This is a genomic window from Okeania sp. SIO2C2 (genome assembly GCF_010692625.1).
GTDB classification, from domain to species: domain Bacteria; phylum Cyanobacteriota; class Cyanobacteriia; order Cyanobacteriales; family Microcoleaceae; genus Okeania; species Okeania hirsuta.
In genome coordinates, this window is the sequence record NZ_JAAHGM010000046.1 from 26,431 (window position 1) to 38,763 (window position 12,333).

9 protein-coding genes are annotated in these 12,333 nt (G+C 37.4%); 4 read left to right on the forward strand and 5 right to left on the reverse strand.

Going from position 1 to position 12,333, the window contains the following annotated elements; genetic code table 11:
• Window positions 1-30 precede the first annotated feature (30 nt).
• The 4 genes from F6K18_RS26570 to guaD all read left to right on the forward strand — a co-directional run bounded on the left by F6K18_RS26570 (window position 31) and on the right by guaD (window position 5,358).
• A complete protein-coding gene (locus F6K18_RS26570) occupies window positions 31-651 on the forward strand; it encodes a glutathione S-transferase family protein (RefSeq protein WP_287277810.1) in 621 nt (206 codons plus the stop codon).
• Between the two features lie 504 nt (window positions 652-1,155).
• Window positions 1,156-2,181: a sulfite exporter TauE/SafE family protein gene (locus tag F6K18_RS26575; RefSeq protein WP_287525279.1), complete on the forward strand. Its 1,026-nt coding sequence runs from the start codon at window positions 1,156-1,158 to the stop codon at window positions 2,179-2,181.
• 84 nt (window positions 2,182-2,265) lie between these two features.
• The gene (locus F6K18_RS26580; RefSeq protein ID WP_287525280.1) at window positions 2,266-2,874 is read left to right on the forward strand and encodes a class I SAM-dependent methyltransferase; all 609 of its coding nucleotides are present in this window, start codon (window positions 2,266-2,268) and stop codon (window positions 2,872-2,874) included.
• Window positions 2,875-4,014: 1,140 nt separating this feature from the next.
• Window positions 4,015-5,358, forward strand: a complete 1,344-nt coding sequence (gene guaD, locus F6K18_RS26585; RefSeq protein WP_287525281.1) for a guanine deaminase — start codon at window positions 4,015-4,017, stop codon at window positions 5,356-5,358.
• A gap of 224 nt (window positions 5,359-5,582) precedes the next feature.
• Here the strand turns inward: guaD and F6K18_RS26590 are convergent, their stop codons facing one another.
• The 5 genes from F6K18_RS26590 to F6K18_RS26610 all read right to left on the reverse strand — a co-directional run bounded on the left by F6K18_RS26590 (window position 5,583) and on the right by F6K18_RS26610 (window position 11,224).
• Window positions 5,583-5,705, reverse strand: coding sequence for a hypothetical protein (locus F6K18_RS26590; RefSeq protein WP_287525282.1), 123 nt, complete (start codon window positions 5,703-5,705; stop codon window positions 5,583-5,585).
• 369 nt (window positions 5,706-6,074) lie between these two features.
• On the reverse strand, window positions 6,075-6,824 hold the full coding sequence (locus tag F6K18_RS26595) for a DUF364 domain-containing protein (protein WP_287525283.1): 750 nt from the start codon (window positions 6,822-6,824) through the stop codon (window positions 6,075-6,077).
• 127 nt (window positions 6,825-6,951) lie between these two features.
• Window positions 6,952-7,629: an endonuclease/exonuclease/phosphatase family protein gene (locus F6K18_RS26600; RefSeq protein ID WP_287525284.1), complete on the reverse strand. Its 678-nt coding sequence runs from the start codon at window positions 7,627-7,629 to the stop codon at window positions 6,952-6,954.
• An 811-nt stretch (window positions 7,630-8,440) separates the two neighbouring features.
• Window positions 8,441-9,289 carry an FkbM family methyltransferase gene (locus tag F6K18_RS26605; RefSeq protein ID WP_287525285.1) on the reverse strand — a complete coding sequence of 283 codons (849 nt, stop codon included), beginning with the start codon at window positions 9,287-9,289 and terminating at the stop codon, window positions 8,441-8,443.
• Window positions 9,290-10,132: 843 nt separating this feature from the next.
• Window positions 10,133-11,224 (reverse strand): Gfo/Idh/MocA family oxidoreductase, encoded by a 1,092-nt coding sequence (locus tag F6K18_RS26610; RefSeq protein ID WP_287525286.1) that lies wholly within the window; start codon window positions 11,222-11,224, stop codon window positions 10,133-10,135.
• Window positions 11,225-12,333: the final 1,109 nt, after the last annotated feature.

A 12,333-nucleotide genomic window follows, 5' to 3' on the forward strand; every position in this document is an offset into this window, starting at 1 on the left:
ACATTTCACTACTCAACCCAAGAATATTCAATGATTGAACTGTATACACACAATACCCCAAACGGTCACAAAATTTCTATTTGTTTGGAAGAACTTGAAATCCCTTACACTGTAAAGCATATAAATGTCTATGAGGGAGAACAATTCAAAGAAGAATTTGTTGCACTCAATCCTAATGCTAAAGTTCCAGTAATTGTAGATCAAGAAACTGGACAAACGATATTTGAATCCTGTGCAATTTTACTCTATCTTGCAGATAAAACTGGACGGTTAGTACCGCAATCAACTCAAGGTCGTTGGGAAGCAATTCAATGGTTGTTTTTCCAAGCGGCTTCTATTGGACCAATGTTCGGACAACGAGCGCACTTTGCCTTGTTTGCTCCTGAAAAAATCCCTTACGCAATTGAACGCTATACCAAAGAAACTGAAAGGCTGTATGGTGTCCTTGAACAACGTTTGAAGCAGCAAAAATATCTCTGCGGTGATGAATACTCTATTGTAGATATTGCCCATTGGGGTTGGGTTTATACTGCTAAACGTATGGGATTTGGCTTCGATCAGTTTTCCTGCTTAATCGCATGGCACGATCAAATTGCAGAACGTCCTGCGGTTCAGAAAGGAATTCAAGTTCCTGGACCTCTTCCTTTCTAAGTTCATCACAATAGATAGAGATGTCTGGTGCTATTTCAACAGAAATATTATGCATTATGTAATTTTATGATTCCAGACATCTCTGGAGATGTCTATTGAAAAACACTATTCATCAAATATCAACAACCCATCACTTTTTGAGGATAAACTGATTTGCAAAATTTTTACAACTGATAAAACTCAACTCACGAGTTGTTTTTTTTGACTGTTTTTTAAATCAGTAATAAAATATGAGGATTTTTAATCCCTGTTATATCATGTTCGGATGATTAGTTATAAAAACTTCTTCACTTCAAACTTTGCTCTCTTCCTTCTGCCTTCTGCCTTCTGCCCTCTGCCTTTCCTCTGCCAAAGTATAAGTATTTAACCTAGGATGATATTATATCAATTTGTTTACTAATAATCAACTTAAGGGATATTAATTATATTTGATCAAAGCCGCAATCAAAAAGCTGATAAAATTAGCTTTTTTATAAAAAAATAATCTTCAATAGTTTAAAGTTTATGTATTCATTATTTCAGTTGATTTTATCCCAACGTTCCATTCGTTATAGTCTATTGTGTGTACTCACAGTTTGGACAAGCTGGCTGATTATTCTTGAACCTAGTCGAGCTATTTATAACCTGATTGAACATTGGGAATTTGCCTTCACAATGGTCTTTGGTTCCATGGTTGCAGGAGCGACAAGTATGGGAGGAGGCGCAGTTGCTTTTCCAGCTTTAACAAAGTGGCTTCACGTCTCTCCCCCTGATGCAAAACTCTTTTCTTTAGCCATTCAAAGTATTGGCATGAGTGCCGCATCTTTTACGATTGTGGCTATGAAAACTCAAGTAGAATGGAAGTTAATTCGTTGGGTGAGTTTAGGGGGAATTCCAGGTATTTTTATGGGAACAGCTTTTCTGGCTCCTTTACTTCCTCCCGAAGTCATAAAAATTTCATTTACAATGATGATTGGCAGTTTTGCCCTCATTTTAATTCACTTAAATTTAACTAAGAATGAACGGAAATTTACTATTGAACACTGGGGTAAACGAGAAAAAATTTTATCTCTAGTCGTCGGATTAATGGGTGGTATGATTAGCGGTTTAGTCGGAAGTGGAATGGATGTTTTTGCCTACTCTGTAATGGTGTTACTATTTGGTTTGTGTGAGAAAGTTAGCACTCCTACTTCAGTAATTTTGATGGCAATTAATGCCGTTACAGGCTTTTTCATTCATCACTTTATCCTGGGGGATTTTGTTACTCCCGTTAGTAATTATTGGTTAGCTGCGGTTCCGGTTGTGGTAGTGGGTGCGCCAGCAGGAGCAATTCTTTGTAGTCTGATGGAACGCCAAATGGTGGTTTGGATTTTGATTAGTTTAATCGGAATTGAATTGCTGACTTCCTTACTGTTGATTCCGCTCACGACATCGGTAGTATCGGCTGGATTGTTTGCCCTGATTTTATTTACTTCATTTTATTATCTGATGTATCGCACAAAACTAAGATGCTCTTCTCCAGGAGTGACAAGCACTTCAAAATTATTGTAGGATACAGGATTAAACCCACATTCCGCACCACGAAATGTAGTATAAAAGAAGGAGTTATATCATAATTAATTGGAAAAATGTTTAATGAATCAACTTAACTTAAATAATTACAAACAAGAGATAGCAGATTTATATACTCGCAGAAGCGATAAATATGATAATAGTGATTGGCACTGGAGAATTGCTAATCGTTTAGTAGAATATGGACAAGTAAATACTGGTCAACAAATTTTAGATATTGCTACAGGAACAGGCCATTGTGCAATTGCCGCAGCTAAATTAGTAGGCAGTTCAGGTAAAGTAATTGGCATTGATATTGCACCTGGAATGATTGCTCAATCCCAAAAAAAAGCGAATATTCTCGGTCTAAATAATCTAGAATTTTTACTAGCTGATGCTGAAGATATTGATTTTCCTGAAAATCATTTTGAGCGTATTTTTTGTGCATCTGCATTTATTTGGATGTCCGATCTAGTTAAGTCTCTACTTCTTTGGCGTAAATTTCTAAAACCAGGAGGAATTCTGGGAATTCAAGCTTTTGCTGAAACTGCCTTTGTTGGTGGAGTTATTACACAAAATATTCTAAAAAAATATGGTATTTCATATTTAATGAGTCAGCCAACTGGAACAGTTGAAAAATGTCAAAAATTACTTCAAAAAGCAAGTTTAGAGTTAATTGAAATTAAAGTTTAACAAGACGGTAATTATATTAGTTTAGAGTCAGCAAAAAAAAAGTGGGCTGGAAGTTATCATCCTGCATCCGGACAATACCTAAGCCTTTATCACAGCTTTCAACAGAGGAATTGAATTAAGCTAAATTAGAGTTTGAAAATGAATTAAAAGCCTTAAAAACTGACCAAGGTATTTGGAATGACATTACGACTTTCTATATATATGCTCGGAAACCAAAGGTTTAGATTTTGAAAGGGAATTGGGAGGTATGAATAAATTGAATATTTTTCCAAATACTTTGATTTAAGCGAGGTAAAGTTTGCAAGTTTTTTTATCTATGAGCATAACTATTACGGAATAATTTTGATGAAGATTTAGGATATTTTTCCTCTCTATATTCCAATCTTTATTTTACTATAAGCAAGCAGTGGTATTGACGAGTAACGAGGAAGTGAAAAATTAATTTTTAGGTTACTAATTTATATCAATTTGATAAATATTTGCTATAAATAGCTAGGATATTTCTGAGGAGTCAGGAGTCAGCTAGGGGAGGTGTCGGATTGGCAACGTACAGAATGAATAGCTTTGATACAATTTATTAGGTCATAATTTATCTTTTTAATCCAAGATACATCTCCTGTAAAGGCGTTGCACAGTGGCGAATGATTTGAGATTTTTGATTGAATTTGATTTTGGATTTGATAATTGCTAGAACAATTAATATTAGGTTTTTTTAGTCAAAGTCTAAACCTCTTTTTGGCAGTATCATTCCATAATGTGCAACCCCCCTGTAAAGGGCGAATGGCTATTTGCTGGCGCCAAAGCTCCGCTTTACATGTTGCGGAGCAAAACGCCCCTACTGCCCTTGTTATTCGTAACATTCTTTTTCCAAATTGGTATTACATACTAATATGAAATGGGAAAAATAATGCTATTGAAGTTCTCCCCTAACCTCCCTTAAAAAGTCGGGGACAGCTTAAAAAAGGGTAAATATGTATAGCACTCACCATTACTTTATTTGATATATCAAAAGCTTAAAACTCAGACAATGCAAGATTTTTCCTTCTCTGCTAGATAATTAATCTCCTAGATAACTAAACGCCTTCTTCCTTCTTCCTTTCATTTTCTTCATATATACTATTGCCCAAATATTAGATAAAAATGAATCAAAATATTAACATCTCAGCCATCAGGGGTTCATTCCTAGATTTTGTTGCAGATCCGTTTTACTATCCAGAATTAGAAACCGTTCGTTATATTCATGATGGTTTAATGATTATCTCCGGAGGCATAATTCAAGAACTAGGAAACTACGACAAATTAAAGCCTAAATATCCTGAAATTCCTATTATTTCTTATCCAGGAATGCTAATTTTACCAGGATTTATCGATATTCATATCCATTATCCCCAAACAGAAATAATTGCCTCCTCTAGTAAACAACTTTTGGAATGGTTAGATAAATACACTTTCCCAGCAGAAGGAAAATTTAAAGATAAAACCTACGCTCAACAAATAGCATCCTTTTTTCTAGATCAACTACTAAAAAATGCCACGACAAGTGCTTTAGTTTTAACCACAGTTTATCCTCAGTCAGTTGATGCCTTATTTGAAGTAGCAGAACTACGAAATATGCGGATAATTGCTGGTAAAATGCTCATGGATCGGAATGCTCCAGATTATTTGTTGGATACTCCAGAAACTAGCTACGAAGATAGCAAAAACTTGATTAAAAAATGGCATGGTAAAGGCAGAGTTCTATACGCCATTACTCCGAGATTTGCCATTACTTCTACCCCAGAACAACTACATCTAGCTGGAGTTCTCAAACAAGAATTTCCAGATGTGTATGTACATACACATTTATCTGAACAAAAATCTGAAACTGAGAAAGTTGCCCAACTTTTTCCTAATAGTAAAGACTACTTAGATGTTTATGAAAAGTTCGGTTTAGTTAGTAATCAATCAATTTTTGCCCACGGTATTTATCTCAGTGATTCTGAATTTAATCGACTCTCACAAGCAGGTTCAACTATTGCATTTTGTCCGACTTCAAATCTATTTTTAGGCAGTGGTTTATTCCAACTACACACAGCAAAATCTCAACAAACTCCAGTGAAAGTTGGTTTAGGTACAGATGTGGGAGGTGGCACTAGCTTTTCAATATTTCAAACTATGAACGACGCTTATAAAGTATCTCAATTACAAGAGAACAATTTATCTTCTTTAAAAGCTTTTTATATGGCTACTTTAGGAGGAGCAAAGTCTCTATCCCTGGAAGATAAAATTGGCAATTTTGATGTAGGGAAAGAAGCAGATTTAGTTGTGCTAGATACCAGAGTAACTCCGTTGTTAAAGTTGCGGAATTCTCGAAATAATTCCGATTTATTAACTGACATTATTGATGAATTATTTACCCTGATTATTTTGGGAGATGAACGAGTAGTTAAAGCTACTTATATAGCCGGAAATTTAGTTTATGAACCTAAAATTTATGTCGAATAACTGTAAGCATTTCCTGCTGAATACTGCGCAAACAGCTATTAGCTGTCAGCTCTCAGCAAAAGGAGGGGGTTTTGAATGAATATAGACTTTAAGGCCAGCTTTTATAGTAAGTATAAATTATGACTTAATTAGTGCTTGCTGATTAATTTTCGCGTGTATTGACTGAATATTGGCTTTAGCGTTTTTGGGTTGAAAAAAAGTGCCAGCTTTTCGGTGGAAAAAGCTCAAGAAGCTAGTATTTTAGGATGATTATGGCAGAAAAATTGTCCCTCAATTTTTCCGACTACCTCCTCTATAATTCCTCGTTTCTCCTGTCTCCTACCCCTACTAAAAGACTTTTTCAGCAAACCCTAATTAGTAAAGCTTTTATCTAAAATTAAAAGCAATAGCTGTTAACGCAGTTCCTCCGTAGGAGGCTGGCTAAATGCTTACGAATAACTTTTTCCTGCAGCAAAGAAATTGTATGAGCGATCGCTATTAATAATATTTATACTTTTGTCATAAGCGAACGCTTATACTTAAATATCAATCTTTTAGAGTAAAGAACGAATTGCTAAAAACATAGACTGATGATGAATTAAACACAGTCCGATTTTTTTTTCATTAGACATCTCCAGAAAAGAGGGAATAGAGAATAGGGGGAAAGAACTGATAATTTATGTACGATAATTGATGGTATTTTTGATTTTTGGAGATGTCTACTTTCCCCTGCTATACTACAACTTCAACACATGATATTGCACGCCTGTTTCAAAAATTCTTACCCCACCCCCTTCAGCAACAGTTTGTCTTAAAGCTTGAGAATTACTAACAGTAACTCCTGCCAAATAATCAATCCCAAATTGTTTAAAATCAGCCAACCAAGGCATAGTTGGACCCATCAAAACTAACTGAGAATTTTTTGCCAATTCCACCAAACGAGGAAAAGTCTTATTAGCAATAGAAGTCGCTGTCAAAAACACCCATTCCGCCTCTGGCAATAAATACTCCGATGCTTGATCTGGAAAATCATCCGCTCCTGGTTGCCTTTCGATGACAGTCATTTCCATCTCATTTTCATAACGAGACAACCTAGGATACCTACCAATAATAACAACTTTTTTTCCACGAATCATTGGTAGAAAATATTCAAATACTGCCAAATTTCCCGGTCCATAAGGAGATAATGATTCTCCTTGAGCGGGAAGTTGGGAACGCCCATTTATTTCTGCATTAATAGCTGCCATTCCCACAGTTGCCTCAAAACTATTCCAAGAGCGTAACCAGGATGCCAACTCTTTCACAGGTTTATTTACCAGAGTTCCTGACCAAGGTAATGTGCGTGTAACTGTACCTGGACTCATACATAAACCAATACTTTCAGTTTCACACAGAGTCCAGGTTAAACCAATTAATACTTCTTTGATAGGAGTATTAGTGTTGCCATAATCTAACAATAAGTCGTATATTTCTTTTGGATGCACCATAGTTTAAAAGTCAAAATTCAAAAGTCAAAATTCAAAAGTTAGATTTGAGTCAAAATTGCCAAATTTTAGGGATTATTTTAATATAATGCCACGATTTGTACTTGAACAAAATACAGGACTAGCAAATTTATATTCTGTTACCAGTAATGATTAAATCTGTGATTAAAGGTAAATGATCTGAACCTATATTTTTACCACTTTTTATTTTGACAACCCTAATATTTTGACTTACCAAACAATGGTCTATTGGAATAGATAATAACGGGATGAAGCTTGGCCAAGTGGGAATCATACCAAAGCCTGTTCGTGCATTATACAGTCCAGAATTACGAATCAACTCTTTGTAATATGGAGACCACATCGTTATATTCAAATCCCCAATGACTACAATTGAGCTTTTCTGACTTGCTACATAACTGGCAATTTCTGATAGTTGTTTATTCCGCAAATTAAACCCATATTTTCCAATACCCCAGCTAGGATGAGTTGCTAATATTGAGAGAGTTTTTCCCTGAATCTCGATTTGGGTACTTATGGTTTTTCTTCCTCCTCCTAAATCTTGTATTGATGTATTTTTTAGAGGTATCTTACTATAAACCGCTATTCCCAAATTTACATTTTCATTGAAAGCAATTTGTGGTTCTTGATGAATTACCCAATAAGAATAATCTTTTTGTAAAAGTTCTAATTTTTCTGCCCAAGCATCAGTCACTTCTATAAATATAGCTACATCAGGATTTTCTTCTTTTACTTCAGAGATTAATCGCTCATACTGTTGGTTCTTATAGAAAACATTCGCTTCCAAAAATCTGATTTTTTGAACGCTTCTATCTTTGATTAGATTTCGGGAAATATAAAACGGGATTACTTCTAATAAATTAATCGTCAGGCAGAATAAACTAATCAGCAACCAGAGAAAATTGCCAACCCATAAAAAAAACGATATCCCCAACAAGCTCAGAAATGTATATTGGATTTTAAAATGGCAGGTTAGTTCGAGCAGAAAATGAAACTTCCCTAAATAACTTGCCAGAGAACATAGAGTCACTAAAACGATGGTAATGACAAAAATCAAGTATAGTAGTTTTTCTATCCCCAAAATATCCATCAGATTTCCTGTTTAAATTACCAAGCAAAAATAGTCTTATCAAAATAATTGGGTCTAATAAGCTGTTGTGCATTTAAACCACTTATTTGTTGTGTACCTAATATAAATTATAGTCCCTATTAATTCTGATTTCTGACTTCTAACTTCTGACTTGCTAAGGCACATTTTAAATGCGTCTTAGCTTACCGAATAATTAATAATTAATAATTCAATAATTCGCGCCTTGAAGCCTCCTTTTTTAAGGGGAAAAAGCCGTCGTTAGCGGAGCTTCCCGAAGGGTGGGATGGCGAGGTCTCCTCGCTGTCCGACCATCGACCAAGATAAAAGAAATAATACTTCCTTATATTCAATTCCGTAAAGGTTAAAACCCGAGGTAATTATCAATTATCCACGCTTCAATTATCAATTAATGAACCCGTCTTTTAAGGCGAAATATTTTTGGAGAGTTGCTCACGCATCCCCGTTACAAAAATAACTTCTGACTTCTGACTTCTGACTTCTGACTTGGTTATTGGGGAAGTGCCAGAACATTTATACTTCCACCCGGAGGACATAATTTTTCGATCGCCTCCTTTGTCATCAGAATTGGATATTTAGCAGTTAAATGTACCAGTCGATATTGAGCGTCTTTTAACTCAGCAAGCAATTTCTCTAACTGTTTTTCCTCTTCCTCATTCTGACGAGCCATCTCAAGAATTATCTTGGGGGAATCTCGTAAAAGAAGTTTCCTTGCACCTTTGAGAACAGATAGTTCGTAGCCATCCACATCTAACTTAATTAGATCAACTTTCTGGCAAGGATTCTTCTCGAAATATCCATCAAGTGATATCCCTTGACCCCCATCAGTCGTCATTAATCTTCCTTTGTGTTGTGGGTGCGTCAATTTGTCCTCGCTCACCGACAGATTCCAACTCGAATACACAAAAGATGGCAGTTCTTTTTCCTCTTCTAGTAACATCATCTGCTCAGTCCTAACCCGATTGAGCAAATGAGGGTTTAAAGATAAATTATTCTGTAACTTACCATAGGCCCATGAGGTTGGTTCAAAAGCAATAACACATCCATCAATTCCCACATATTGAGCTAAGGGAAGCGTTATTGCACCGATGTTAGCACCGATATCCACAACAACATCTCCCGGCTTGACAATACGCTTTAGTTCCTTGATTGTTTCTGGCTCGTAAACTCCTAAATAAATGGCAAGGTCTATACCCTCTTTTAAATCAAGAGACCAACATAAACCTCGACGATATACTTTAGTAATTGATGAAAGCCCAAAAATTGCTCTAACCCCAACAATCAAATTACTAATCAATCGGGCAATTGTGATTTTTTTCTCAGTTGGAAGTTTCACCATGTCATTTCAGTTATCAGTTATCAGTTATCAGTTATCAGTACCTCTGGCTGTTTGCGCAGCATGACCTAGGAAACCCAGAGGCTTGAAATATGGAAACTTACTTTTTTTATCCCCTTAAAAGGGGAGGCTTTAGATCTTAATTTTTTTGCAAAATTACCTTTCGTTAATTATTGCTCTGCTGATTAAATCTAAAAGTATTTACAGATAAAGGTTTTAGCCTTTTTGGAACTTTTAAAAAATGCCTGGTTTTCAGCTGTTTACGCTCATGCATGGAGCGTATTTTAGACTCATAGTTGGGCAGAAAAATCATTCTGACAATTCTTACTCCTACCTGCTCGCTCCCGACCCTTTTCTCCTGTCTCCTGTCTCCTGTCTCCTACCCTCACCCATAAGACTGTTTCAGCAAACCCTAATTAACATCATCCTAAAGAAATCTTAGCAAAAGTCTCCCTGAAAGGGGAAGGCTTCAGACCCACTTTTTCGGTGAAGCCTTTCAATATTTTTCTCCAATGGCACGTTATACCAATTCACTTTAAAGATGTGAAATACTTTCCTGAAGTTGCTGTAGTCTCAAAGTTCTGAGTCTATAAAATCTTACTTTTGACTTTTGAGTTTTGACTTTTAACTTCCGTGAAACGGTATCTAAGTCTATAAAATCTTACTTTTGACTTTTGAGTTTTGACTTTTGACTTCCGTGAAACGGTATCTAAGTCTATAAAATCTTACTTTTGACTTTTGAGTTTTGACTTTTAACTTCCGTGAAACGGTATCTGAGTCTATAAAATCTTACTTTTGAATTTTGACTGTCTTGAGTGCGTCTTACATTCTGAGGAGACCTCAGAATTACGCACTCGCTTTTGAATTTTGACTTCCGTAAAGAGGAACGCCACCTCCCTCGCTAGACTGGTAGGCTGCTTCCACGCACGACATGGTGACGAAAGCATCTTCCACTGAAGTTGGCAAGGGGCGAGATGGGCCTTCCAACTTGCGCATCAGGCTAGACATGGAACCAATGAAGGCTTCTGGGAACCACGACCCCCGAATCTCGTAGCTTTGCCACTCCGCTTCCTCCTCCCCCTGCAACAGACAAACTTCAAATTTATCGCTAGTTCCCTTGGGATAATCCATCAGCACGCCCAAGTGGATCTTGATTGCTCCTTGGGTGCCCTCGAATTTTAAATATGATTCCTGATGTTTTAGACCAAACTCATGACAGTGGTTGGTATTGATGGTAGCCCGCACAAACTCGCCATAGTCCAACATCAAGGTCGTGCGCACTGACGCCATCTCGATCATCTTAGGATGCTTGACAGTTTTGGCGTAAACCCCCTTGGGGTCTCCCAAGAATGAGCGGATGAGGTCGATATAGTGGATGCTGTGGTAAAGAATTTCTACCCGCTGGCACTTTTCAAAGAAGTCCCATAAATGCCAAGGGGTGTCAACTGTAACCCGCATCTCAATGTCGAGAAGCTCGCCCAGGCAACCTTCTTCTATCAAGTGGCGAGCTGCTATTATCGGCGGTGCCGTGCGCAACTGAAAATTAACCGCCGCAGTGTACTCCCGTTCGCGACAGATGCTTAACAACTGACGTGCCTGAGCTAGATCCTCGCCCATGGGCTTTTGGATCAATATCCCAGCTCCTCGGGGAAACTTGGGAAGCAGTTCCAGCAAAGCTGAGGCTGGTACAGCAATATCAAAGACTGTGTTTGCTGGAGCATCGGCGACAGCTTGCTCAACACTAGCGTAAACTTTGGGAATGGAGAATTTCTGAGCCAGGGAGGCTGCTTTCTCCTGCTTAATATCAGTAATTCCTGCTACCTTAAAACCAGCGATCTGATATGCTGGCAGGTGAGCATCGGATACAATGCCACCAGCACCGATAATTACTATGGGTCGTGGCTGGTCAGGCATGGGAATTCGGTCATTTATCTGCATGAGTGACACCAAAATATTACTACTTAGGGTTTGCTGAATAAAATCTTTTGGTAAGGGTAGGAGTCAGGAGTCATATAGAATCCATTTGGGATCTATTTAAAAATAGAGGAGGAGTAGGGGAGTAGGGGAGTAGGGGAGTAGGGAGCATTTTTATACCTACTTGGTGCGCTACCAAGTGTGACTAACTGTCGCGGGGTCGCATCCGCTTTTTCCGCTATTCTAGTTCCTGAATTTCCACTGGCTCGCTCAGACTGAGAACTACAGCCAAAAGTACATCCCACGTGGAAAGATACGGTTAGGGGTTCTATAGAGTCTGGTTATATAACTATATGTTCATAATTTTATCTAGACTTCAATATCCAATCTCCTCCTATATCCTATCTTCCCATCCCCCTCAAATATATAATTAAGTGTTTAACCTGATTTTATATGAGGGTTTGGAGACTAAATGAGGGGTCTGACCCTTAACTGCAACGTTGTAGTTATTATGAGGGGTCTGACCCTTAACTGCAACGTTGTAGTTATTATGAGGGGTCTGACCCTTAACTACAACGTTATAGTTATTGAAATTTTTGGATGATATAGAATCTGGTGATTTAACGAAGTCAGAAGTCAGAAGTTAACCCACCCCTAACCCCGACCGTGGAGGGGAAGTAGGGGATTTGAGCTTCGCTCCAAAAATATTGCGCCTTAAAAGGCGGGGTTTTAGACCCATATTATTTTGATAATATGTGTTCATAATTCTCGATAAGACTTCAATATTCAATCTCCCCTACTGCCCAAACTATATACTATATATAAGTACTATTCAACCGGATTTGATATCAGGTAAGGGAGCCGTCGGATTAGCGATGTACAGGAGAAATGGGAATTATAGAGGAAGTCGTCGGAAAAACTGTCCATAGATTTTTCTGCCATAATCAGCCCAAAATACTAGCTTTTTGCAGCTCTTTCCACTGAAAAGCTGGTACTTTCTCCAACCCAAAAAGGCTAAAGCCTTTATCTTTCAATACGCGCGAGAATTAATCAGCAAGCCCTACTTAAATAGGTATTAGTTTTTAGCATTTCCGTTCCGGAATACTTTCCTAGGTCATGCTACGCAAACGCAA

Coding starts and splice junctions, on each gene's coding strand:
- F6K18_RS26570 (WP_287277810.1), top strand. CDS start 31: ATGATTGAACTGTATACACACAATACCCCAAACGGTCACAAAATTTCT.
- F6K18_RS26595 (WP_287525283.1), bottom strand. CDS start 6,824: ATGGTGCATCCAAAAGAAATATACGACTTATTGTTAGATTATGGCAAC.
- F6K18_RS26610 (WP_287525286.1), bottom strand. CDS start 11,224: ATGCAGATAAATGACCGAATTCCCATGCCTGACCAGCCACGACCCATA.
- F6K18_RS26575 (WP_287525279.1), top strand. CDS start 1,156: ATGTATTCATTATTTCAGTTGATTTTATCCCAACGTTCCATTCGTTAT.
- F6K18_RS26580 (WP_287525280.1), top strand. CDS start 2,266: ATGAATCAACTTAACTTAAATAATTACAAACAAGAGATAGCAGATTTA.
- F6K18_RS26605 (WP_287525285.1), bottom strand. CDS start 9,289: ATGGTGAAACTTCCAACTGAGAAAAAAATCACAATTGCCCGATTGATT.
- guaD (WP_287525281.1), top strand. CDS start 4,015: ATGAATCAAAATATTAACATCTCAGCCATCAGGGGTTCATTCCTAGAT.